Origin of the sequence: Rosenbergiella sp. YN46 (assembly GCF_036620675.1) — a bacterium.
Taxonomy (GTDB): domain Bacteria; phylum Pseudomonadota; class Gammaproteobacteria; order Enterobacterales; family Enterobacteriaceae; genus Jejubacter.
This window is the reverse complement of record NZ_JAZHEE010000006.1, coordinates 1-24,171: the sequence shown is the minus strand read 5'-3', so window position 1 is coordinate 24,171 and position 24,171 is coordinate 1. Positions and strand designations below refer to the sequence as shown.

Here is a 24,171-nt window from a genome sequence, read left to right as displayed (position 1 = left end):
GGGCAGGGAGTTTGTTATGCCAGAAGGCCCGGAGATCCGCCGCGCGGCGGATCGGCTGGAACATGCCGTTCTTGGCGAACCGCTGACGGAAGTCTGGTTCGCCTTTCCTCATCTTAAACCCTTTGAATCGGTTCTTACCGGTCAGCGCATTGAGCGTATCGAAACCCGCGGCAAGGCGATGCTGACCCATTTCTCCAGCCAGTTGACGCTCTATACGCATAACCAGCTCTATGGCGTCTGGCGGGTTGTCGATGCGGGAGAAGCGCCGCAGGAGAGCAAACGCAGCCTGCGGGTGCGGCTGGCGACGAGTCGGCGGGCGATACTGTTGTACAGCGCGTCGGATATTGAGATCCTTGATGCCGGGGGGCTGGCGCGTCATCCATTCTTATTGCGAGTCGGGCCGGACGTGCTGGACATGACCCTGACCGCGGAGCAGGTGAAAGCCCGGCTGCTGTCGAAGCCGTTTTACCGTCGCCAGTTGAGCGGGCTGCTGCTGGATCAGGCGTTTCTTGCCGGGCTGGGTAACTACCTGCGGGTGGAGATTCTGTGGCAGGCGCGGTTAGCGCCTCAGCACCGTCCGGTCGATCTTACGGATAGCCAGTTAAACGAACTGGCGCAGGCCTGCCTGGCGATAGCGCGTCTTTCCTATCGAACCCGGGGGCAGGAGGATGAAAACCACCACCACGGCGCCACCTTCCGTTTTCGGGTGTTCCACCGCGACGGCGAAGCGTGTGAACGCTGCGGCCGTGCGATCGAACGCGCTATGCTCTCATCGCGCCCCTTTTACTGGTGCCCGCACTGTCAGCGGTGAATGTCGGCGATAAAAGCGCCAACGGAGAATTTATATAGTTCAGCGCGGATTCGCTGAAGATAACGTTATCGTCGGTTAGCTCATTTCCCGAGTGTCGGCGCTATTTTTCGCAAACCGGAGCGCAGGCGTGCTGCCAGGCAATAAAAAGAAAACGGAGAGGCCCTTCGGCGCTCTCCGTTAATTATTGGTGTCCGGGCGTCAGATTATTTCTTGATCCCGGATTTAAAATCGCGACTCTGGTAGCCAGTGTACAGCTGACGAGGACGCGCGATTTTGATGCCGTCGTCGTGCATTTCGTTCCAGTGTGCAATCCAGCCGATGGTGCGCGCCATGGCGAAGATAACGGTAAACATGGAAGAGGGGATGCCCATCGCCTTCAGGATGATGCCGGAGTAGAAGTCGACGTTCGGATACAGCTTACGTTCAATGAAGTAAGGGTCGTTCAGCGCGATGTGTTCCAGTTCCATGGCGACTTCCAGCAGATCGTCCTTCATGCCCAGTTCGTTAAGCACTTCATGGCAGGTTTCGCGCATCACGGTCGCGCGCGGGTCGTAGTTTTTATAGACCCGATGGCCAAAGCCCATCAGACGGAAAGAGTCGTTCTTGTCTTTGGCGCGACGCACGAATTCCGGGATGTGCTCTTTAGTGTTGATCTCTTCCAGCATCTTCAGACAGGCTTCGTTGGCGCCGCCGTGCGCCGGCCCCCACAGCGAAGCGATACCCGCCGCGATACAGGCAAAGGGGTTGGCACCAGATGAGCCTGCGGTACGCACCGTCGAGGTTGAGGCATTCTGTTCGTGATCCGCGTGCAGGATCAGAATCCGGTCCATGGCGCGCTCCAGTACCGGGTTCACTTTGTACTCTTCGCACGGCGTGGAGAACATCATGTTAAGGAAATTGCCTGCGTAGGAGAGGTCGTTGCGCGGATAAACGAAGGGTTGGCCAATGGAGTACTTGTAGCACATGGCGGCCATGGTCGGCATTTTAGAGAGTAGTCGGAACGCGGCGATTTCACGATGACGCGGGATATTGACATCCAGCGAGTCGTGATAGAAGGCTGCCAGCGCGCCGGTTACGCCGCACATTACCGCCATCGGGTGAGAGTCGCGGCGGAAGCCATGGAACAGACGGGTGATCTGTTCATGAATCATCGTGTGGCGGGTGACGGTGGTTTTAAACTCGTCATATTCTGCCTGGGTCGGCTTTTCGCCATAGAGCAGGATATAGCACACTTCGAGGTAGGTGGAATCGGTCGCCAGTTGGTCGATCGGGTAGCCGCGGTGCAGAAGAATGCCTTCATCGCCGTCGATAAAGGTGATTTTGGATTCGCAGGATGCGGTGGAGGTAAATCCGGGATCAAAAGTGAATACACCTTTGGAACCGAGGGTACGGACGTCAATAACATCCTGACCGAGCGTGCCCTGTAGCACGTCCAGCTCAACAGCTTCACCATTATAGGTGAGGGTAGCTTTCTTATCAGCCATTTGCGGTCTCCTTAGCGCCTTATTTTGACAGAACTGCCGGCGTCTGATTTAGGTTTCATACATCCATTTTACATGTTGCCAGTTTGTTGTGTGGTGCGCAGCTCTGTGTCGGAGGAGGAAACCAGGGTACAGAGCACCAGGCGGCTAGCAGGCAACCATAGGGTACAGATGAAACTACAGTAAATCAGTGTGTTAGCAATTCATATACTTGATACCTGGTACCACTAATACCGGGCCAGATGACTTCGGTCAATAGCGAACACTGTTACATAACTTGTATACGTCTGAAAGAGTGGCCCCATAACTTTTACGAATTATACGGCCTTTCTCACTTATGGATGTAACAATATTGTTTAATCTTTGTCAAATTAGATGATGTTAATTTAATGTATTGTTAAATTCGTGATGTGGATCACTGTTCCAACCAAAACGTGCCAAAGATTTTGTATGTTAATTGTAATGATTATGTGAACAGCCTATACTGCCGCCAGGTCTCCGGAACACTCTGCTATCCCGAGCCACCCAGCGTAGTAACCCGTCGATTTAACATCTGGACGCAGTTGTTTTGCATGACGCAGAGTTATAGAAAATGAGCGCTGTCTGACCCGCCTGCAGAAATCCGGAGGTAGGAAACAATAAGAACAGCATGTGGGCAAAACCGTGAAAAAACAAAGACCTGTTAATCTGGATCTGACTACGATCCGGTTTCCCGTAACGGCCATAGCCTCCATCCTCCACCGCGTTTCCGGCGTGATCACTTTTGTGGCCGTCGGTATTCTGCTTTGGTTGCTGGGGTTGTCGCTCTCCTCGCCCGAAGGCTTCCTGGTTGCCTCCTCAATCATGGATAGCTTCATCGTCAAGTTCATTATGTGGGGCATCCTCACCGCGCTGGCTTATCACGTTGTCGTTGGTATCCGCCACATGCTGATGGATTTTGGCTGGCTGGAAGAGACCCTGCAAGCGGGCGTTAGTTCCGCGCGCGTCTCCTTCATCATTACCGTCGTGCTTTCAATTCTTGCAGGAGTCCTCGTATGGTAAGCAACGCTTCCGCATTGGGTCGCAATGGGGTTCATGACTTTTTGCTGGTACGTGCTACCGCCATCGTAATCGCCCTTTACATCATCTACATGATCGGTTTCTTCGCTACCAGCGGTGAACTGACCTGGGAATCCTGGACCGCCTTTTTCGGCAGTGGGTTCACCAAAGTTTTCACGCTTCTGGCGCTGTTTTCCGTGTTGATACATGCCTGGATCGGCATGTGGCAGGTACTGACCGACTACGTTAAACCCGTGGCACTACGTCTGGTGCTGCAGTTGGCCATCGTTGTGGCGCTGCTGGTTTACGTGATTTATGGATTCGTTGTGGTGTGGGGTGTGTGATGAAATTGCCAGTCAGAGAGTTTGATGCTGTTGTTATTGGCGCAGGCGGCGCAGGTATGCGCGCGGCGCTACAGATTTCGCAAAGCGGGCAGAGCTGTGCCCTGCTGTCTAAAGTGTTTCCTACCCGCTCCCATACCGTTTCTGCCCAGGGGGGGATTACCGTCGCCCTTGGTAACTCCCATGACGATAACTGGGAGTGGCATATGTACGATACGGTGAAAGGTTCCGACTATATCGGCGACCAGGATGCCATCGAATATATGTGTAAAACCGGCCCGGAAGCAATTCTGGAGCTTGAGCATATGGGGCTGCCGTTTTCTCGCCTGGATGATGGACGCATCTACCAGCGCCCCTTCGGCGGTCAGTCGAAAAACTTCGGCGGTGAGCAGGCGGCCCGTACCGCGGCGGCAGCCGACCGTACCGGCCACGCGCTGCTGCATACTCTGTATCAGCAAAACCTGAAGAACCACACCACGATTTTCTCTGAATGGTATGCCCTGGATCTGGTCAAGAACCAGGACGGCGCCGTTGTAGGCTGTACCGCGCTGTGCCTTGAAACCGGCGAAGTGGTTTACTTTAAAGCCCGCGCTACCGTGCTGGCGACCGGCGGCGCGGGTCGTATCTATCAGTCCACCACCAACGCGCATATCAACACCGGTGACGGCGTCGGTATGGCTATCCGCGCCGGGGTACCGGTTCAGGATATGGAGATGTGGCAGTTCCACCCGACCGGTATTGCCGGCGCAGGGGTTCTGGTGACCGAAGGCTGCCGCGGCGAAGGCGGCTACCTGCTGAACAAACACGGCGAGCGCTTTATGGAGCGCTATGCGCCGAATGCCAAAGATCTGGCGGGACGCGATGTCGTCGCGCGCTCCATCATGATCGAAATTCGCGAAGGTCGCGGCTGCGACGGTCCGTGGGGGCCTCATGCCAAACTGAAACTCGACCATCTGGGTAAAGAGGTTCTGGAATCCCGTCTGCCGGGTATTCTGGAGCTGTCACGCACCTTCGCGCACGTTGACCCGGTTAAAGAGCCGATTCCGGTTATCCCGACCTGCCACTACATGATGGGCGGTATCCCGACCAAAGTGACCGGACAGGCGCTGACGGTAAACGAGAAGGGCGAAGACGTTGTGATTCCGGGGCTGTTCGCCGTAGGTGAAATCGCCTGCGTATCGGTTCATGGCGCTAACCGTCTGGGTGGCAACTCGCTGCTCGATCTGGTGGTCTTTGGCCGTGCGGCGGGCGTGCATCTGCACGAATCCATCGAAGAGCAGGGCGCGCTGCGCGACGCCAGCGACTCCGACGTGGAAGGTTCGCTGGAGCGCCTCAACCGCTGGAACAGCACTCGCAGCGGTGAAGATCCGGTACAGATCCGCAAAGCTTTGCAGGCCTGCATGCAGCATAACTTCTCGGTGTTCCGTGAAGGGGACGCGATGGCCAAAGGCCTGGCCGAGCTCAAAGAGATTCGCGAGCGTCTGAAAAACGCCCGTCTGGACGACACCTCCAGCGAGTTCAATACCCAGCGTATGGAGTGTCTGGAGCTGGATAACCTGATGGAAACGGCTTACGCCACCGCACAGGCGGCTAACTTCCGTACCGAAAGCCGTGGGGCTCATAGCCGCTTCGACTTCCCGGATCGCGACGATGAAAACTGGCTGTGCCACACCTTGTACCAGCCGCAGCATGAGGCCATGACGCGCCGCAAGGTCAACATGGAACCCAAACTGCGTCCGGCATTCCCGCCGAAAGTACGAACCTATTAATCGCGGAGGCAAGGTGATGAAACTCGAATTTTCAATCTATCGCTACAATCCGGACGTTGACGATGCGCCGCGCATGCAGGAATTCACCCTGGAGGCGGAAGAAGGGCGTGACATGATGCTGCTGGATGCGCTGATTCAACTGAAAGAGAAGGATCCGACGCTGTCGTTTCGTCGCTCCTGCCGTGAAGGGGTCTGCGGTTCCGACGGCATGAACATGAACGGTAAAAACGGCCTGGCCTGCATCACGCCGATTTCAGCGCTGGGCAACGGAAAGCAGAAAATTGTGATCAGACCTCTACCTGGTTTGCCGGTTATTCGGGATCTGGTGGTAGACATGGGACAGTTCTACGCTCAATATGAGAAGATTAAGCCTTACCTGTTGAATAATGGGCAAAATCCACCCGCCAGGGAGCATCTGCAAAGCCCTGAACAGCGTGAAAAACTGGATGGGTTGTACGAGTGTATTCTGTGCGCCTGCTGCTCGACTTCCTGTCCGTCTTTCTGGTGGAACCCGGACAAATTTGTCGGCCCTGCAGGTCTGCTGGCGGCGTATCGCTTCCTGATCGACAGCCGCGACACACAGACCGATGAACGTCTGGAAGGGTTGAGCGATGCTTTCAGCGTATTCCGCTGTCACAGCATTATGAACTGCGTCAGCGTATGTCCTAAGGGACTCAACCCGACGCGTGCCATTGGTCATATTAAGTCCATGTTGTTACAGCGCAGCGCTTGACGGTTTCTGCCGGGGGGCTGCCCCCCGGTAGTTCAGGAAACCTTTAAAAACTGCCATTCAGGCAGTTTTTAAAGGTTCCTTCGCGGGCCATGTTTTAAGCTCGCAGAGAGGGATCGCGGGTCACGCGTGTGAAAGTGCGCGTAGTAGTTATCCACGGCGAAATAAGCAAAATATTGCTTAAGGGATCACGATGCAGAAAGGCGCGATGAAGCCCTGGCTGGACTCCTCCTGGCTGGCGGGCGCAAATCAGTCCTACATAGAGCAACTCTATGAAGACTACTTAACCGATCCTGACTCAGTGGACGCCGCCTGGCGTGCCATGTTCCAGCAGCTCCCCGGCAGCGGAACCAAACCGGATCAATTTCATTCAAAAACACGTGATTATTTCCGTCGTCTGGCGAAGGATGCCTCACGTTATACCTCTTCATCCTCTTCCATAGCCGATCCCGATACCGGCGCCAGGCAGGTGAAGGTTCTTCAGCTGATCAACGCATATCGTTTTCGCGGTCATCAGCAGGCGAATCTTGACCCGCTCGGCCTGTGGAAGCAGGAAAAAGTGCCGGATCTGGACCCCGCTTTCCACAACCTCACGGACGCCGATTTCCAGGAAAGCTTTAACGTAGGCTCCTTTGCCATCGGCAAAGAGACCATGAAGCTCGGTGAACTGATAGAAGCCCTGAAGCAGACCTACTGCGGCTCTATCGGTGCGGAGTACATGCATATCACCAACACCGAAGAGAAGCGCTGGATTCAGCAGCGGATCGAATCGGTGGTTGGTCAACCAAACTTCAGCAGCGAAGAAAAGAAACGTTTCCTGAGCGAACTGACCGCGGCTGAAGGCCTTGAGCGCTATCTTGGCGCCAAATTCCCGGGGGCTAAACGCTTCTCGCTGGAAGGCGGTGACGCCCTGGTGCCGATGCTGAAAGATATGGTGCGTCACGCAGGCAAGAGCGGTACCCGCGAAGTGGTGTTGGGTATGGCGCACCGCGGACGTCTTAATGTGCTGATTAACGTGCTGGGGAAAAAACCTCAGGATCTGTTCGACGAGTTCGCCGGCAAGCACAAAGAGCATCTTGGCACCGGTGACGTGAAGTACCATATGGGCTTCTCTTCCGACGTCGAGACCGAAGGCGGCCTGGTTCACCTGGCGCTGGCCTTTAACCCTTCGCACCTGGAAATCGTCAGCCCGGTAGTAATGGGCTCGGTGCGTGCGCGTCTGGATCGCCTTGATAAGCCGGGCATCAATCAGGTGCTGCCGATTACCATCCACGGCGATGCGGCCGTCACCGGCCAGGGCGTGGTTCAGGAAACCCTGAACATGTCCAAGGCTCGCGGTTATGAAGTGGGCGGTACGGTACGCATCGTGATTAACAACCAGGTGGGCTTCACCACCTCGAATCCCGAAGATGCGCGCTCTACGCCGTACTGCACCGACATCGGTAAGATGGTTCAGGCGCCTATTTTCCACGTTAACGCCGACGATCCCGAAGCGGTCGCCTTCGTCACGCGCCTGGCGCTGGACTTCCGTAATACCTTCAAGCGCGATGTCTTTATCGACCTGGTGTGCTATCGCCGTCACGGCCATAACGAAGCCGACGAGCCGAGCGCAACCCAGCCGCTGATGTACCAGAAGATCAAAAAGCACCCGACGCCGCGTAAGATCTACGCCGATCGTCTGGAACAGCAAAAGGTTGCCACTCTGGAAGACGCCACCGAGATGGTCAACGTCTATCGCGATAAGCTGGATGCCGGCGAATGCGTGGTGGACGAGTGGCGTCCGATGAATATGCACTCCTTTACCTGGTCGCCGTACCTCAACCATGAATGGGATGAGAACTACCCGAGCAAGGTCGAGATGAAGCGTCTGCAGGAACTGGCGAAGCGCATCAGCAGCGTGCCGGACACCATCACCATGCAGTCGCGGGTTGCGAAGATCTACAATGACCGCCAGAGCATGGCTAACGGCGATAAACCGTTCGACTGGGGCGCGGCGGAAAATCTGGCCTACGCCACCCTGGTGGACGAAGGTATTCCGGTACGTATTTCCGGCGAAGACTCCGGCCGCGGCACCTTCTTCCACCGCCACGCGGTGATTCATAATCAGACCAATGGCTCCACCTGGACGCCGCTGGCCCACGTTCACAACGGGCAGGGCGACTTTAAGGTATGGGATTCGGTACTGTCGGAAGAAGCGGTGCTGGCCTTTGAATACGGCTATGCCACCGCGGAGCCGCGCACCCTGACCATCTGGGAAGCCCAGTTCGGCGACTTCGCCAATGGAGCCCAGGTGGTTATCGACCAGTTCATCAGTTCCGGCGAACAGAAGTGGGGCCGGATGTGCGGTCTGGTGATGTTGCTGCCCCATGGCTACGAAGGCCAGGGGCCGGAGCACTCCTCCGCCCGTCTGGAGCGCTATCTGCAGCTTTGCGCCGAACAGAATATGCAGGTCTGCGTACCTTCCACCCCGGCTCAGGTCTACCATATGCTGCGTCGCCAGGCGCTGCGCGGTATGCGCCGCCCGCTGGTGGTCATGTCGCCCAAGTCGCTGCTGCGCCATCCGCTGGCCATTTCGAGCCTCGATGAGCTGGCGAACGGCAGCTTCCAGCCTGCTATCGGCGAAATCGACGAGCTGAATCCGAAGGCCGTTAAGCGCGTCGTGTTCTGTTCCGGTAAGGTTTACTACGACCTGCTGGAGCAGCGCCGTAAGAACGATCAGAAAGATGTTGCCATCGTGCGCATCGAACAGCTGTACCCGTTCCCGCATCAGGTGGTGCAAGAGGTACTGAAGCCGTTCGCCCACGTGCGCGATTTTGTCTGGTGCCAGGAAGAGCCGCTTAACCAGGGGGCCTGGTACTGTAGCCAACACCACTTCCGTGAAGCAATTCCGTCACAGGCCACGCTGCGTTATGCAGGCCGCCCCGCATCGGCATCGCCTGCGGTTGGATATATGTCTGTTCACCAGAAACAACAACAGGATCTGGTCAACGACGCGCTGAACGTCGATTAATATCAAAGGATAAATAATGAGTAGCGTAGATATTCTTGTTCCCGATCTTCCTGAGTCCGTTGCCGACGCCACCGTGGCGACCTGGCACAAGCAGCCGGGGGATGCGGTAAGCCGTGATGAAGTGCTGGTAGAGATTGAAACCGATAAAGTCGTGCTGGAGGTTCCTGCGGTTTCCGACGGGGTGCTGGAAGCGATTCTGGAAGAAGAGGGGGCGACCGTGACCTCTCGCCAGGCGCTGGGACGCTTGCGTGAAGGCGACAGCGGTGGAAAAGAGAGCAGCGCCAAAGCTGACGCTAAAGACTCCACGCCAGCCCAGCGCCACTCCGCGTCACTGGAAGAGCAGAACAACGACGCCCTCAGCCCGGCGGTACGCCGCCTGCTGGCGGAACATAACCTCGACGCTGCGGCTGTTAAAGGCACTGGCGTAGGCGGCCGTCTGACCAAAGAAGATGTCGAGAAGCACCTGGCGCAGCAGTCCGGTGGCGGTAAAGCAGCCGCCGAGCAGCAGCCTGCCGCGCAGCCGCAGCTGGGCAACCGCTCCGAAAAACGCGTGCCGATGACCCGCCTGCGTAAGCGCGTGGCCGAGCGTCTGCTGGAGGCGAAAAACTCCACCGCGATGCTGACCACCTTCAACGAAGTGAACATGAAGCCGATCATGACGCTGCGTAAGCAGTACGGCGAAGCCTTCGAGAAGCGTCACGGCGTGCGCCTGGGCTTTATGTCCTTCTATATCAAAGCGGTGGTGGAAGCGCTGAAGCGTTACCCGGAAGTTAACGCCTCTATCGACGGCGAAGATGTGGTTTACCACAACTACTTCGATGTCAGCATCGCCGTTTCCACGCCGCGCGGCCTGGTCACGCCGGTACTGAAAGATGTCGATCTGTTGGGTATGGCCGATATTGAAAAACGTATTAAAGAGCTGGCGGTGAAAGGCCGTGACGGCAAACTGACCGTTGATGAACTGACCGGTGGTAACTTTACTATCACCAACGGCGGGGTCTTCGGCTCCCTGATGTCCACGCCGATCATCAACCCACCTCAGAGCGCGATTCTGGGCATGCACGCCATTAAAGAGCGTCCGATGGCGGTGAATGGTCAGGTTGAGATTCTGCCGATGATGTATCTGGCGCTTTCCTACGATCACCGTCAGATCGACGGCCGCGAATCGGTAGGCTTCCTGGTCGCGATTAAAGAGATGCTGGAAGATCCGACGCGTCTGCTGCTGGACGTATAAGAACCGTAACAGTCCGCCCCGCGTGCGGGGCGGTATTCAGTACCCCGAGCGCTAATGCTCCCTAGCCTTAATGGATAGAACACATGAACTTACACGAATATCAGGCGAAACAGCTGTTTGCCCGGTATGGCTTGCCGGCTCCGGTGGGTTATGCCTGTACCACTCCGCGCGAAGCGGAAGAGGCGGCGTCCAAAATTGGCGCTGGTCCGTGGGTTGTTAAATGCCAGGTGCACGCTGGCGGCCGCGGCAAAGCCGGCGGCGTAAAAGTGGTTAACAGCAAAGAAGATATTCGCAATTTTGCCGAGCAGTGGCTGGGTAAAAATCTGGTGACCTACCAGACTGACGCTAACGGTCAGCCGGTCAACCAGATCCTGGTGGAAGGTGCGACCGATATCGGTAAAGAGCTGTACCTGGGTGCCGTTGTCGATCGCAGTAGCCGTCGCGTGGTCTTTATGGCTTCTACCGAAGGCGGTGTGGAAATCGAAAAAGTGGCGGAAGAGACGCCGCACCTGATTCATAAAGTGGCGCTGGATCCGCTAACCGGCCCGATGCCGTACCAGGGCCGTGAGCTGGCCTTTAAACTGGGCCTGGAAGGTAAGCAGGTTCAGCAGTTCAGCAAGATCTTCATGGGCCTGGCGACGCTGTTCCTGGAGCGCGATCTGGCGCTGGTTGAGATTAACCCGCTGGTTATCACCACTCAGGGCGATCTGATCTGCCTGGACGGTAAACTGGGCGTTGACAGCAATGCGCTGTTCCGCCAGCCGGAACTGCGTGAAATGCACGACCCGAGCCAGGAAGACGAGCGTGAAGCGCGTGCGGCTCAGTGGGAGCTTAACTATGTGGCGCTGGATGGCAACATCGGCTGCATGGTCAACGGCGCCGGTCTGGCGATGGGCACCATGGACATTGTTAAACTGCACGGCGGCCAGCCGGCCAACTTCCTGGATGTGGGCGGCGGCGCCACCAAAGAGCGCGTGACCGAAGCCTTTAAGATCATCCTGTCCGACGATAACGTGAAGGCCGTGCTGGTTAACATCTTCGGCGGTATCGTGCGTTGCGACCTGATCGCCGACGGCATCATCGGCGCGGTCGCCGAAGTGGGCGTGAGCGTGCCGGTCGTGGTGCGTCTGGAAGGCAACAATGCCGATCTGGGCGCGCAGAAGCTGGCCGAAAGCGGTCTGAACATCATTGCAGCAACCAGTCTTACCGATGCGGCGCAGCAGGTTGTCGCGGCTGTGGAGGGGAAATAATGTCCATTTTGATCGATAAAAACACCAAAGTGATCTGCCAGGGCTTCACCGGCAGTCAGGGAACCTTCCACTCCGAACAGGCTATCGCATACGGTACTCAAATGGTCGGCGGCGTAACGCCGGGCAAAGGCGGCACCACCCACCTGGGCCTGCCGGTATTTAACACCGTGCGCGAAGCGGTAGAGCAGACTGGCGCCACCGCGTCCGTCATCTACGTACCTGCACCGTTCTGCAAAGACTCCATTCTGGAAGCTATTGATGCGGGCATTAAGCTCATCATTACCATTACCGAAGGTATCCCGACCCTGGATATGCTGACCGTGAAGGTGAAACTGGATGAGGCAGGCGTAAGGATGATCGGCCCGAACTGCCCCGGCGTTATCACACCGGGAGAGTGCAAGATTGGCATCCAGCCGGGCCACATTCATAAGCCAGGCAAGGTGGGCATTGTTTCCCGTTCCGGCACACTGACCTATGAAGCCGTTAAGCAGACCACCGACTACGGCTTTGGTCAGTCTACCTGTGTGGGTATTGGCGGCGACCCGATTCCGGGTTCCAGCTTTATCGATATCCTGAAGATGTTCCAGGAAGATCCGCAGACCGAAGCGATTGTGATGATCGGCGAAATCGGCGGCAGCGCGGAAGAAGAAGCGGCTGCTTATATCAAGCAGAACGTCACCAAGCCGGTCGTGGCTTACATTGCCGGCGTGACCGCGCCGAAAGGCAAGCGTATGGGCCACGCTGGCGCGATCATCGCCGGTGGTAAAGGTACCGCCGATGAGAAATTTGCCGCGCTGGAAGCCGCAGGCGTGAAGACCGTACGCAGCCTGGCGGACATCGGCGAAGCGCTGAAAACCGTGCTACCGCAGTAATCTATACAACTAATAAGATATCCTTCGACATGGTTGGCCACCTTAGGGTGGCCTTTTTTATGGTTCATCGCGGATTCTCGTGAAGCCGGAGCCAACCGGGGAGTGGCACACCTTGGGCTGAGTATATTGCGTTGAGGGAAGCGATGTTGACCGCCCGTGAATTCGGGATATCGCGTTTACTCCGGCTAAATCACTATTCTGTCGGGCTCAATCGCCATCCTGACGAGACAGCCCGCCGCATCATCATATTTTGCCGGGTGGCCTTTCAGATGCAGGCCGGGGCGGCAGTTGTAGTTCGTGGTCATTCCGGTTGCACTATTTTTGTGGCATGTCGTGTTCTGGAAGAATATGTCGCGCTGGTTCCGTTCACCTTAAGGTTACTTTTATATGTCGGTTGCGGAACCGGTGAACGGGTCAGGGGCTCAAATGCCGCCCCTGACAACCCGGCTTTCCAGTGTGAAAATCGCTCTTCGGGATTACCCGGCCCGTCCCTGGGCCTCGCCCCTCCGGGGCCAACGTCTGCGGCGTTGTTCAAAATGGCTCCCGGCAATTTTCAGGCCGGGGAGTGTCACCGCCTTTAACCTTCTGCCCGGATTTATCCGTAAAGGTATTGTTAGTTGTATTTGAGCACCTTGTCTGAAGCGACGAGGGTGTAGCCTCCCGGCGTGAAAATCGCCCTTCGGGTTTACTCGGCCCGTCCCTGGGCCTCGCCCCTCCGGGGCCAACGCCTGCGGCGTTGTTCAAAACGGCTCCCGGCAATTTTGTCCTGCGTATTCCCGCCAGCCGACGGGTCGGGCGTGACGGCACCTCCGTGTGCCGCACACCCTCAGCCCGACGTCCTGTCGGGCTGACCCTGGCCGCCGTGAATACTCCGGCGATTTTCAGGCCGGAGAGTGTCATCGCCTGTCACCTTCTGCCCTGATTGACAGCAAAGAAAGGTGCTGGTCGCTTTTGAGCAACCTGTCTGAAGCGACGAGGGTGTAGCCACCCGGCTTAAAAAACGCCGTAGCGTTCACGACGGGTCAGGGGGGGCGACAGGGATGTCGGCCCAGGGCGTGGCCGGCAGGGACGCCGGCTCACGCTCGTCCCGGTTAAACCCGTCGGGAATTAGCGTAGGGGCCCGCGTCAGCGGCGTTTTTTACCGCCGGGGAGCCCGGGTCGCCAGGGGAGCGGCGACTGAGCCCCCCTGGCCCGTTCACCCGCGGTGGATTAACAGAGAAGCAATCACGCAAAGTGAACGGAACTGCCCACCGCATCGTCATATTCTGCCGCTTTTATTCTGAAACCGGGCGCCGGAGCTGTCTGTCACCCTCACCCCGGAACGTACACCCTGAAGGGAGAGAAAGTTTCCCGGCAGTGAACGGAACACCCACCGCATCATCATATTCTGCCGCTTTTATTCTGAAACCGGGCGCCGGAGCTGTCTGTCACCCTCACCCCGGAACGTACACCCTGAAGGGAGAGAAAGTTTCCCGGCAATGAACGGAACAACCCACCGCATCATCATATTCTGCCGCTTTTGTTCTGAAACCGGGTGCCGGAGCCGCCTGTCACCCTCACCCCGGAACGTACACCCTGAAGGGAGAGAAAGTTTCCCGGCAGTGAACGGAACACCCACCGCATCATCATATTCTGCCGCTTTTATTCTGAAACCGGGCGCCGGAGCCGTCTGTCACCCTCACTCCGGAACGTACACCCTGAAGGGAGAGAAAGTTTCCCGGCAGTGAACGAAACACCCGCCGCATCATTATATTCTGCAGCTTTTTAGCTTCCCGTCTTCAACCATTCCACGCTAAAGCGCGGTGAACCTTTTTTATGGCCGCAGGCTGGCGATATGGCGGCAGGGGAGGGGATAACCCGTTTTTTGAAAATGGATTGTTGTTGAAAGTTGGGGCAAAAAGTAATGATGTTGTTGTAAATCAACGTCAGGAGCAGTAACAGGAAAAATGACTGTGATGCTCTCTACAATTCTCGCCAATACGGGCTAACAGGTGAATTCGCACTTCAGGTTAAATAAATCCATAACGTGCGGCACGCTGTTATTTTTTTGCAAGCGAAACGGCATGCCATAAAACATAAATTTAACACGCAATTTACTGCGTTGATTAAAAGTGTGTTTTGAGTTAACAGTGGCGAAATAATTTGCGCTAAATCAATACACAAGGCGTTGCAAAGGCGTAAAAAAACGTCGTATTTGCGCCAGATCAAACTGGCTCTCAACGATTAAATTCGCTATATATTGATCACCGTCGAGAAATGCAAATTTCCACCAGCAAAAACCTATTTATTGTAAGGTTTTTGCGGCGTAATATATTGCGGATCTATTTGGTATTTTTTTTAACCTATTTGTAAACTTTCTCCAGGCGCTTATCCTTTCTCTATGGATGACGCCTTGGGTTAGGGAGCGAATGTATTTCCATTGGGGCATGCGTTGTGGCGTACCGGCGATCCGGTGTGCTGCGTTCGGAGTCTTCATGCGAAGAGCAAGGAGTCAAGATGTTTGATATAGTCGAACTGTCGCGCTTACAGTTTGCCTTGACCGCGATGTACCACTTCCTGTTTGTGCCGCTGACGCTGGGTATGGCGTTCCTGCTGGCCATCATGGAAACGGTCTACGTGCTGACCGGCAAACAAATCTATAAAGATATGACCAAATTCTGGGGCAAGTTATTCGGCATTAACTTCGCTCTGGGGGTCGCAACCGGCCTGACCATGGAGTTCCAGTTCGGAACCAACTGGTCCTACTACTCTCACTATGTGGGCGACATCTTTGGCGCTCCGCTGGCAATCGAAGGTCTGATGGCCTTCTTCCTTGAGTCCACCTTCGTAGGGCTGTTCTTCTTCGGGTGGGATCGCCTGGGCAAGGTACAGCACATGGCGGTGACCTGGCTGGTGGCGCTGGGCTCCAACCTTTCCGCTCTCTGGATCCTGGTGGCTAACGGCTGGATGCAGAACCCCATCGCTTCTGACTTCAACTTTGAAACCATGCGCATGGAGATGGTCAGCTTCTCCGAGCTGGTGCTGAACCCGGTAGCTCAGGTGAAATTCGTTCACACCGTGGCATCCGGCTATGTGACCGGCGCGATGTTCATCCTGGCCATCAGCGCCTGGTACATGCTGAAAGGCCGCGACTTCGCTTTCGCCAAACGCTCCTTCGCCATTGCCGCCAGCTTCGGTATGGCTGCGGTACTGTCGGTTATCGTACTGGGCGATGAATCTGGTTACGAAATGGGTGACGTGCAGAAGACCAAACTGGCCGCTATCGAAGCCGAGTGGGAAACCCAGCCGGCACCCGCATCTTTCACGCTGTTCGGCATTCCTGACCAGGAAAAACAGGAGAACCACTTCCAGATTCAGATTCCTTACGCGCTGGGGCTTATTGCGACCCGCTCCGTGGATAAGCAGGTTACCGGCCTGAAGGAGCTGATGGAACAGCACGAAGGCCGTATTCGTAATGGGATGACTGCATACAAACTGCTGGAAGAGCTGCGTGCTGGCGCTACCGATCAGAGCGTGCGCGATCGCTTTAACGCCGTGAAAAACGATCTGGGCTATGGCCTGTTGCTGAAACGCTATACCGATAACGTCAGCGATGCGACGGAAGAGCAGATCCAGATGGCGACCAAAGACTCTATTCCCAGCGTACTGCCGCTCTATTTCGCCTTCCGTATCATGGTGGCCTGTGGCTTCCTGCTGCTGATTATCATCGCCGCCTCGTTCTGGACGGTGCTGCGTAACCGCGTGGGCGAGAAGAAATGGGTGCTGCGCGCAGCATTTTATGGACTGCCGCTGCCGTGGATTGCGGTAGAAGCAGGCTGGTTTGTTGCGGAATACGGTCGTCAACCCTGGGCGATTGGTGAGGTTCTGCCGACGGCGGTGGCTCACTCTACCCTGAGCGCGGGCGACCTGATCTTCTCCATGGTGCTGATCTGCGGCCTCTACACGCTGTTCCTGGTGGCTGAACTGTTCCTGATGTTCAAATTCGCGCGTCTTGGGCCAAGTAGCCTGAAAACCGGGCGCTACCACTTTGAACAGTCCAGCGCTGCTTCTCAGCCGGCACGATAAGACAGGAGTCGGGAAATGATCGATTATGAAGTATTACGTTTTATCTGGTGGCTGCTGATCGGCATTCTGCTGATTGGGTTTGCGGTCACTGATGGATTCGACATGGGGGTCGGCATGCTGACCCGTTTCCTGGGGCGCAGCGATACCGAACGCCGCGTGATGATCAACAGCATCGCGCCGCACTGGGACGGCAACCAGGTCTGGCTTATCACCGCCGGCGGCGCGCTGTTCGCCGCATGGCCGATGGTTTATGCCGCCGCTTTCTCCGGGTTCTATGTCGCCATGATTCTGGTTCTGGCTTCTTTGTTCTTCCGTCCGGTCGGTTTTGACTACCGCTCCAAGATCGAACATAACGGCTGGCGCAACATGTGGGACTGGGGCGTCTTCATCGGTAGCTTCGTGCCGCCGCTGGTGATCGGCGTGGCTTTCGGCAACCTGCTGCAGGGCGTGCCTTTCAGCGTGGACGAATACCTGCGTCTGACCTATACCGGCAACTTCTTCCAGTTGCTGAACCCGTTCGGCCTGCTGGCAGGCGTCATCAGCGTGGCGATGATCCTGACGCAGGGAGCGACCTATCTGCAGATGCGTACCACTGGCGAACTGCACCTGCGTGCTCGCGCCACCGCGCAGATTACCGCGCTGGTGATGATGGTCTGCTTCATTCTGGCTGGTGTCTGGGTGGTGTATGGTATTGACGGTTATGTCGTCACTTCGACCATGGATACCCATGCCGCCTCTAACCCGTTGACCAAGGAAGTGGCTCGCGAAGCGGGTGCCTGGCTGGTGAACTTCCAGCATATGCCTGCGCTGTGGGCCATTCCGGCTCTGGGCGTCGTACTGCCGCTCTTGACCGTGCTGTGCTCGCGTATGGAAAAAGGGGCCTGGGCCTTCCTGTTCTCTTCTCTGACGCTGGCCTGCGTTATTCTGACCGCGGGTATCGCCATGTTCCCGTTCATCATGCCGTCCAGCACTATGATGAACGCCAGCCTGACGATGTGGGATGCCACCTCCAGCCAGATGACGCTGAACCTGATGACTTATGTTGCTATCGTGTTTGTGCCGATTATCCTGCTGTACACCAGCTGGTGTTACTGGAAGATGTTTGGTCGCATCACCAAAGAGCATATTGAAAGCAACAGCCACTCTCTGTACTGAGTAAGGAGTTAAGCATGTGGTATTTTGCATGGATTCTGGGGACGCTGCTGGCCTGTGCCTTTGGGATCGTGACCGCCCTGGCCATCGAACAGGCCGAGTCTTCAAAAGACGCTAAAGAAAAATCGTGATTGAGTCAGTGGTAACCCGACTTTACGCGATAATGGACAAGGGCCCATTACGGGCCCTTTCCCTGCTACTGGCGCTGGTACTGGCTGGCTGCATTTTCTGGGATCCCTCCCGCTTTGCCGCGAAAACCAGCGCGCTTTCCATTTGGCACGGCTTTCTGCTTATGTGGGCCGTTTGTGCCGGAGTGATTCACGGAGTAGGGTTTCGTCCGAAAAAGGCGCTGTGGCAGGGCGTTTTTTGTCCGGTAATCGCACTTCCCGTACTGTTACTTGGCATTGCGTTTTTCTTTTCCTGAAGCGGCGTCAGGCCGCATTTATGGGCTGTTACCAGCCCATAAATATATTTACGCTTCCCAGGCTTCCCCCCATTCCCAACCCTGTTCCGCTTGCGTATAGTAGCTACGTTTATTGGCATTACCGGGATGTAAAGTGAACGTTGAGCTATTTCGATGGCCGGTTCGGGTCTACTACGAAGACACCGATGCCGGCGGCATGGCGTACCATGCCAGTTACGTTGCCTTTTATGAACGAGCGCGTACCGAGATGCTGCGCCACCACCACTTTAGTCAGCAGGTGTTGCTGGAACAGCAGGTGGCTTTTGTGGTGCGCAAAATGAACCTGGAGTACCTGGCTCCCGCCCGACTGGACGACATGCTGGAGATTCAGACCCACATCGTTTCCATGCGCGGCACATCGCTCGTATTCTCACAAAAAATTGTTAACGCCGACGGCAAAACCCTGAATGAAGCTGAGGTGCTGATTGTTTGCGTTGACCCAACCACTATGAAGCCCCGAGCGCTTCCCAAGTCTATCGTCGCGGAGTTTAAGCAGTGACTGACATGAATATCATCGACTTGTTTATGAAAGCAAGTCTGCTGGTCAAACTCATCATGTTGATTTTGATTGGTTTTTCTATAGCTTCCTGGGCAATCATCATTCAGCGTACCCGGATCCTGAATTCGGCGGCGCGCGAAGCCGAAGCCTTTGAAGATAAATTCTGGTCTGGTATCGAGCTCTCCAGGCTCTACCAGGAAAGCCAGGGGCGTCGCGACACTCTGGCGGGCTCTGAACAGATTTTCTATGCCGGGTTTAAGGAGTTCGCCCGACTGCATCGCGCCAACAGCCATGCGCCGGAGGCGATTGTCGAAGGGGCGTCGCGCGCCATGCGTATTTCCATGAACCGCGAACTGGAAAACCTGGAAACCCATATTCCGTTCCTTGGCACCGTAGGTTCCATCAGTCCGTATATCGGTCTGTTTGGCACCGTGTGGGGGATTATGCATGCCTTTATCGCGCTGGGTGCGGTGAAGCAGGCGACGCTGCAAATGGTGGCGCCGGGTATCGCCGAAGCGCTGATCGCGACCGCGATCGGCCTGTTCGCCGCTATTCCGGCCGTGATGGCTTACAACCGTCTTAATCAGCGGGTGAACAAGCTGGAACTGAATTACGACAACTTTATGGAGGAGTTCACCGCCATCCTGCACCGTCAGGCTTTCAGTACCAGCGAAAGCAGCAAGGGGTAAACCATGGCCAGAATACGTGGACGGCGTCGGCGCGAGCTGAAGTCTGAAATCAATATTGTTCCACTTCTGGATGTATTGCTGGTGTTGTTACTGATCTTTATGGCAACGGCGCCGATCATCACCCAGAGCGTTGAGGTAGATCTGCCGGATGCAACCGACTCGAAGACGGTCAGCACCCAGGATGAACCGCCGGTGATCGTCGAGGTGGCGGGCGTTGGGCAATACAGCATTGTCGTCGGTAAGGATCGTATGGATCAACTGCCTGCAGAGCAGGTGGCGGCGGAAGCGCAGCGCCGTTTGCAGGAAAACCCGAAAACGGTATTCCTGATTGGCGGTGCTAAAGAGGTGCCTTACGACGAAGTGATTAAGGCCCTGAATCTGCTGCATCAGGCAGGTGTTACGTCCGTTGGGTTAATGACCCAGCCTATCTGATAAGCGGGTGTCTTAACCGAACAGTTTTGGGGAACCTGGAGTGTCAAAGGCAAGCGAAGAAAATGCGAAGCTGAAGCGAGCGATTATCGTTTCAGTGGTGCTGCATATTCTGCTGATTGCGCTACTGATCTGGAGTTCATTCGATGAACATATCGATGAATCCGCCGGTGGCGGCGGCGGGGCTATCGATGCCGTGATGGTTGATCCCGGCGCCGTCGTACAGCAATACAATCGGGAACAGCAGCAGCAGGCGAGCGCCCGCCGGGCTCGGGAGCAGCGTGAAAAGCAGGCTCAGCAGCAGGCGGAAGAGCTACGCGAAAAGCAGGCCGCCGAACAGGCGCGTCTGAAACAGCTGGAAAAAGAGCGGCTGGAAGCGCAGGAGAAAGCCCGCCAGCAGCAGGCCGAGCAGCAAAAGCAGGCTGAGGAAGCGGCGAAGCGGGCCGAACAGCAGAAACAGCAGGCCGAAGAGGCCGCGGCTGCGGCGAAGGCAAAAGCCGAGGAACAAGCGAAAGCCGCTGCCGCTAAGGCGAAGAAACAGGCTGAAGAAGAGGCAGCGAAAGCCGCAGCCGCACAGAAGAAGGCACAGGAGGAAGCCGCGAAGAAAGCTGCCGAGAAAGCCGCTGCCGAAAAAGCGGCGGCAGAAAAAGCGGCTGCCGCGAAGAAGGCCGCTGCGGAAAAAGCGGCAGCTGAAAAAGCGGCCGCGAAGAAAGCCGCCGCGGAAAAGGCCGCTGCCGAGAAGAAAGCCGCAGCGGAAAAGGCTGCTGCCGCTCAGGGAGTAGACGATCTGCTGGGCGATTTGAGCTCGAGTAAGAATGCACCGAAAACCGGCGGCGGCGCGCAGGGAAACAATGCCGCGCCGGCCGGGAAGGGGAATAATAAGCATAACGGCGCCTCGGGGGCGGAGATCAACAGCTATGCAGCCCAGATCAAGTCGGCGATTGAGAGCAAGTTTTACGATGCCTCTTCGTATGCCGGTAAGACCTGTACGCTGCGCGTGAAGCTGGCTCCGGATGGCCTGCTGTTGGATGTGCAGTCTGAAGGGGGCGATCCGGCGCTGTGCCGGGCGGCCGTTACCGCCGCTCGTCAGGCGCATATGCCTAAGCCGCCCAGCCAGGCCGTTTATGAGGTCTTTAAAAACGCGCCGCTGGACTTTAAACCTTAAGGCCAGCGCGAACGGAGATTATCCTGCATAATTCAGGTGGCAGCAGATGCGCATCTTCGAAGATGCGTTGGATTCCGTGGTCGCACAGGGCAGGATAAAACGTTAGCACTATACCGGTTTGTTAACATTCTGCTAAATTATCGTGGGTTTGCAGGCCCGGATAAGGGAGAAATGATGAAGCAGGCATTACGAGTCGCATTAAGTTTTCTGATGCTGTGGGCAGCCGTCCTGCATGCGGAAGTTCGAATAGAGATAACACAGGGGGTGGACTCCGCACGTCCTATCGGTGTTGCGCCATTTAAATGGAGCGGCCCTGGTAGCGCGCCGGAAGACATTGGTGAAATCGTGGCGGCGGATCTGCGTAACAGCGGCAAGTTTAATCCGCTGGACAGAGCGCGCCTGCCGCAGCAGCCGGGCTCCGCTCAGGAAGTTCAGCCTCAGGCCTGGTCCGCGCTGGGCATTGACGCCGTGGTGGTCGGGCAGGTGACGCCGAACCCGGATGGCGGCTATACCGTTGCGTATCAGCTGGTGGACACCGGCGGTTCTCCGGGCACGGTACTGGCCCAGAACTCTTATAAGGTGAACAAGCAGTGGCTGCGCTATGCGGCGCACACCGCCAGCGATGAGGTCTTTGAAAAGCTCACCGGCATTAAAGGCGCGTTCCGTACCCGTATCGCTTACGTGGTACAGACCAACGGCGGCCAGTTCCCTTACGAGCTGCGGGTATCCGACTATGACGGCTATAACCAGTTTGTGGTGCACCGTTCCAGCCAGCCACTGATGTCGCCGGCCTGGTCGTCGGATGGCAGCAAACTGGCCTATGTTACCTTCGAAAGCGGTCGTTCGGCGCTGGTGGTACAGACGCTGTCTAACGGTAACGTGCGCCAGATAGCTTCTTTCCCGCGCCACAACGGGGCGCCGGCTTTCTCGCCGGATGGTTCGAAGCTGGCCTTCGCGCTCTCTAAAACCGGGAGTTTGCAGCTGTACGTAATGGATCTGGCTTCTGGTCAGATGCGTCAGGTGACTAACGGGCGCAGCAACAATACCGAACCGACCTGGTTCCCGGACAGCCAGAACCTGGCCTTTACCTCTGATCAGGCGGGTCGTCCTCAGGTTTATAAAGTGAACGTTAACGGCGGCACCGCTCAGCGTCTGACCTGGGAAGGCTCCCAGAATCAGGATGCGGACGTCAGTGACGACGGTAAATTTATGGTTATGGTCAGCTCCAATAACGGCAAGCAGAACATCGCCAAACAGGATCTGGCGACGGGGGGCGTACAAACGCTGAGCTCCACGTTCCTGGATGAGACGCCAAGTCTGGCACCGAACGGCACAATGGTTATCTATAGCTCTTCCCAGGGGATGGGCTCCGTGCTGAACCTGGTTTCAACAGACGGGCGTTTCAAAGCGCGTCTACCGGCAACCGATGGTCAGGTTAAATTCCCTGCCTGGTCGCCGTATCTCTGATAACAATAGAGTGATAGTGAATAAGGATAAAAACATGCAACTGAACAAAGTGCTGAAAGGGCTGATGCTGGCGCTGCCTGTGATGGCGATTGCCGCTTGTAGCTCTAATAAGAGCGCCGACAACGATCAGAGCGGTGCTGGCGGCATGATGGGTGCAGGTAGCGGTATGACCGGCGCCAATGGCGGCAACGGCAATATGTCCGCCGACGAGCAGGCGCGTCTGCAGATGCAGCAACTGCAGCAGAACAACATCGTTTACTTCGGCTATGACAGCTACGACGTAAACTCCGAATTCCAGCAGATGCTGGACGCCCATGCGGCCTTCCTGCGTAACAATCCCTCTTACAAAGTGACCATCGAAGGTCATGCGGACGAGCGCGGTACGCCGGAATACAACATCGCCCTGGGCGAGCGCCGCGCGAACGCGGTGAAAATGTACCTGCAGGGTAAAGGCGTATCTGCCGATCAGATAGCTATCGTCTCCTACGGTAAAGAGAAACCCGCAGTACTGGGTCACGACGAAGCCGCTTATGCGAAAAACCGTCGTGCGGTACTGGTTTACTAAGAGAACGGCATGAGCAGTAACTTCAGACAATCTCTGTTGGCTCTGTCGTTGCTGGTTGGCGTTGCGGCCCCGTTGGGGGCCGCTCATGCCCAAGCGTCAATCAGTAGCGTCGGTTCCGGCTCGGTCGAAGATCGGGTCACTCAACTTGAGCGCATCAGTAATGCGCACAGCCAGTTATTAACTCAGCTTCAGCAGCAGGCTGCCGATAACCAGACGGATATCGCTCAGCTGCGCGGCCAGATTCAGGAAAGTCAGTATCAGCTCAACCAGGTGGTCGAACGCCAGAAACAAATTCTGTTGCAGATAGAGGAACTGAAGGGCGGTAACGCCGGGCAGCAGCAGGGCAGTGGTGGCGCTCAGAATCAGGGCGCAGCGGCGGGTACCCAGGCTTCCCCGGGAGCAGATAACGGGGGAAAGGCGATACAGGGCGGTGATGCCAACAGCGACTATAACGCCGCGTTTGCGCTGGTACAGGCAAAACGCAGCGACGAGGCGATCGCGGCATTCCAGGCCTTTGTTAAAAAATATCCTGACTCCACCTATCAGCCTAATGCCAACTACTGGCTCGGTCAGCTCTACTACAACAAGGGGCAGAAGGACAGCGCGGTACACTACTTTGCCCTGGTGGTGAAGAGCTATCCCAAGTCTCCCAAGGCGCCGGACGCGTTTTACAAAGTAGGGACAGTCATGCAGGAGAAAGGTGACAAGGAAAAAGCGAAGGCCGTTTATCAGCAGGTTATCAGCAAGTATCCGGGCACCAGCGCCGCCACCCAGGCGCAAAAGAAACTTTCCGCGCTCTGACGGGCGCGGCGTGACCAGAATGTGTCGCTTTTCTGCGCGTGGCGCGTGAATCCTGAGCGGTCAGACGATGGTTGTTAAAATTAAGGTTGCGTCAGCGCCTTAAATCAGTAATATATGCCGCCGTTGCCGGGGGTTAAGCGATTAATCCGCGGCGGCAAAAAAGTGGGTCGTTAGCTCAGTTGGTAGAGCAGTTGACTTTTAATCAATTGGTCGCAGGTTCGAGCCCTGCACGACCCACCACTTAAAATCTGGTAGCAGTACGCAGTGGGTGATTAGCTCAGCCGGGAGAGCACCTCCCTTACAAGGAGGGGGTCGGCGGTTCGATCCCGTCATCACCCAC

Annotated in this window: 22 protein-coding genes and 2 tRNA genes; 23 read left to right on the top strand and 1 reads right to left on the bottom strand. The window is 56.4% G+C overall.

Going from position 1 to position 24,171, the window contains the following annotated elements; all coding sequences use genetic code 11:
- The first annotated feature begins 16 nt into the window (after nucleotides 1–16).
- The gene (gene nei, locus V3W49_RS07170) at nucleotides 17–811 is read left to right on the top strand and encodes an endonuclease VIII (RefSeq protein WP_500144614.1); all 795 of its coding nucleotides are present in this window, start codon (nucleotides 17–19) and stop codon (nucleotides 809–811) included.
- A gap of 203 nt (nucleotides 812–1,014) precedes the next feature.
- On the opposite strand, the gene V3W49_RS07165 is transcribed toward nei, so the two are convergent.
- Nucleotides 1,015–2,295 carry a citrate synthase gene (locus V3W49_RS07165; protein WP_500144613.1) on the bottom strand — a complete coding sequence of 427 codons (1,281 nt, stop codon included), beginning with the start codon at nucleotides 2,293–2,295 and terminating at the stop codon, nucleotides 1,015–1,017.
- Between the two features lie 648 nt (nucleotides 2,296–2,943).
- Here V3W49_RS07165 and sdhC point away from each other — a divergent pair.
- The 22 genes from sdhC to V3W49_RS07055 all read left to right on the top strand — a co-directional run bounded on the left by sdhC (nucleotide 2,944) and on the right by V3W49_RS07055 (nucleotide 24,170).
- Nucleotides 2,944–3,333: a succinate dehydrogenase cytochrome b556 subunit gene (gene sdhC / locus V3W49_RS07160; protein WP_500144612.1), complete on the top strand. Its 390-nt coding sequence runs from the start codon at nucleotides 2,944–2,946 to the stop codon at nucleotides 3,331–3,333.
- Nucleotides 3,327–3,674, top strand: a complete 348-nt coding sequence (gene sdhD / locus V3W49_RS07155) for a succinate dehydrogenase membrane anchor subunit (protein WP_138096448.1) — start codon at nucleotides 3,327–3,329, stop codon at nucleotides 3,672–3,674. The genes sdhC and sdhD overlap by 7 nt, the downstream gene beginning before the upstream one ends.
- Nucleotides 3,674–5,440, top strand: a complete 1,767-nt coding sequence (gene sdhA, locus V3W49_RS07150; RefSeq protein ID WP_500144611.1) for a succinate dehydrogenase flavoprotein subunit — start codon at nucleotides 3,674–3,676, stop codon at nucleotides 5,438–5,440. The genes sdhD and sdhA overlap by 1 nt, the downstream gene beginning before the upstream one ends.
- Nucleotides 5,441–5,456: 16 nt before the next feature.
- Nucleotides 5,457–6,173, top strand: coding sequence for a succinate dehydrogenase iron-sulfur subunit (locus V3W49_RS07145; protein ID WP_500144610.1), 717 nt, complete (start codon nucleotides 5,457–5,459; stop codon nucleotides 6,171–6,173).
- 190 nt (nucleotides 6,174–6,363) lie between these two features.
- Nucleotides 6,364–9,180, top strand: coding sequence for a 2-oxoglutarate dehydrogenase E1 component (sucA, locus tag V3W49_RS07140; RefSeq protein WP_500144608.1), 2,817 nt, complete (start codon nucleotides 6,364–6,366; stop codon nucleotides 9,178–9,180).
- Between the two features lie 16 nt (nucleotides 9,181–9,196).
- The gene (gene odhB, locus V3W49_RS07135) at nucleotides 9,197–10,414 is read left to right on the top strand and encodes a 2-oxoglutarate dehydrogenase complex dihydrolipoyllysine-residue succinyltransferase (protein WP_500144606.1); all 1,218 of its coding nucleotides are present in this window, start codon (nucleotides 9,197–9,199) and stop codon (nucleotides 10,412–10,414) included.
- A gap of 83 nt (nucleotides 10,415–10,497) precedes the next feature.
- Nucleotides 10,498–11,664, top strand: a complete 1,167-nt coding sequence (gene sucC, locus V3W49_RS07130) for an ADP-forming succinate--CoA ligase subunit beta (RefSeq protein WP_500144605.1) — start codon at nucleotides 10,498–10,500, stop codon at nucleotides 11,662–11,664.
- Nucleotides 11,664–12,536 (top strand): succinate--CoA ligase subunit alpha, encoded by an 873-nt coding sequence (gene sucD, locus V3W49_RS07125; protein WP_500144604.1) that lies wholly within the window; start codon nucleotides 11,664–11,666, stop codon nucleotides 12,534–12,536. Before sucC ends, sucD begins: the two co-directional genes overlap by 1 nt.
- 1,815 nt (nucleotides 12,537–14,351) lie before the next feature.
- Nucleotides 14,352–14,474, top strand: a complete 123-nt coding sequence (locus V3W49_RS07120) for a hypothetical protein (protein WP_500144602.1) — start codon at nucleotides 14,352–14,354, stop codon at nucleotides 14,472–14,474.
- A gap of 558 nt (nucleotides 14,475–15,032) precedes the next feature.
- Nucleotides 15,033–16,601, top strand: coding sequence for a cytochrome ubiquinol oxidase subunit I (gene cydA, locus V3W49_RS07115; protein ID WP_500144601.1), 1,569 nt, complete (start codon nucleotides 15,033–15,035; stop codon nucleotides 16,599–16,601).
- A gap of 15 nt (nucleotides 16,602–16,616) precedes the next feature.
- A complete protein-coding gene (cydB, locus tag V3W49_RS07110) occupies nucleotides 16,617–17,756 on the top strand; it encodes a cytochrome d ubiquinol oxidase subunit II (protein ID WP_500144600.1) in 1,140 nt (379 codons plus the stop codon).
- A 14-nt stretch (nucleotides 17,757–17,770) separates the two neighbouring features.
- On the top strand, nucleotides 17,771–17,884 hold the full coding sequence (gene cydX / locus V3W49_RS07105) for a cytochrome bd-I oxidase subunit CydX (protein WP_500144598.1): 114 nt from the start codon (nucleotides 17,771–17,773) through the stop codon (nucleotides 17,882–17,884).
- A complete protein-coding gene (gene ybgE / locus V3W49_RS07100; protein WP_500144767.1) occupies nucleotides 17,884–18,177 on the top strand; it encodes a cyd operon protein YbgE in 294 nt (97 codons plus the stop codon). The genes cydX and ybgE overlap by 1 nt, the downstream gene beginning before the upstream one ends.
- A 133-nt stretch (nucleotides 18,178–18,310) precedes the next feature.
- A complete protein-coding gene (ybgC, locus tag V3W49_RS07095; protein WP_500144597.1) occupies nucleotides 18,311–18,715 on the top strand; it encodes a tol-pal system-associated acyl-CoA thioesterase in 405 nt (134 codons plus the stop codon).
- The gene (tolQ, locus tag V3W49_RS07090) at nucleotides 18,712–19,404 is read left to right on the top strand and encodes a Tol-Pal system protein TolQ (RefSeq protein WP_500144596.1); all 693 of its coding nucleotides are present in this window, start codon (nucleotides 18,712–18,714) and stop codon (nucleotides 19,402–19,404) included. The genes ybgC and tolQ overlap by 4 nt, the downstream gene beginning before the upstream one ends.
- A 3-nt stretch (nucleotides 19,405–19,407) precedes the next feature.
- A complete protein-coding gene (gene tolR, locus V3W49_RS07085; protein WP_500144595.1) occupies nucleotides 19,408–19,836 on the top strand; it encodes a colicin uptake protein TolR in 429 nt (142 codons plus the stop codon).
- A 40-nt stretch (nucleotides 19,837–19,876) separates the two neighbouring features.
- On the top strand, nucleotides 19,877–20,998 hold the full coding sequence (tolA, locus tag V3W49_RS07080) for a cell envelope integrity protein TolA (protein WP_500144594.1): 1,122 nt from the start codon (nucleotides 19,877–19,879) through the stop codon (nucleotides 20,996–20,998).
- A gap of 174 nt (nucleotides 20,999–21,172) precedes the next feature.
- Nucleotides 21,173–22,465, top strand: a complete 1,293-nt coding sequence (tolB, locus tag V3W49_RS07075) for a Tol-Pal system beta propeller repeat protein TolB (RefSeq protein WP_500144765.1) — start codon at nucleotides 21,173–21,175, stop codon at nucleotides 22,463–22,465.
- A gap of 34 nt (nucleotides 22,466–22,499) precedes the next feature.
- Complete coding sequence (gene pal, locus V3W49_RS07070; protein WP_500144592.1) at nucleotides 22,500–23,030, top strand: peptidoglycan-associated lipoprotein Pal; 531 nt, start codon at nucleotides 22,500–22,502, stop codon at nucleotides 23,028–23,030.
- Nucleotides 23,031–23,039: 9 nt separating this feature from the next.
- Nucleotides 23,040–23,831, top strand: a complete 792-nt coding sequence (gene cpoB / locus V3W49_RS07065) for a cell division protein CpoB (protein WP_500144591.1) — start codon at nucleotides 23,040–23,042, stop codon at nucleotides 23,829–23,831.
- A 164-nt stretch (nucleotides 23,832–23,995) separates the two neighbouring features.
- Nucleotides 23,996–24,071: transfer RNA gene (locus V3W49_RS07060), tRNA-Lys, on the top strand.
- A 26-nt stretch (nucleotides 24,072–24,097) separates the two neighbouring features.
- A tRNA-Val gene (locus V3W49_RS07055) sits at nucleotides 24,098–24,170 on the top strand.
- Nucleotide 24,171: the final 1 nt, after the last annotated feature.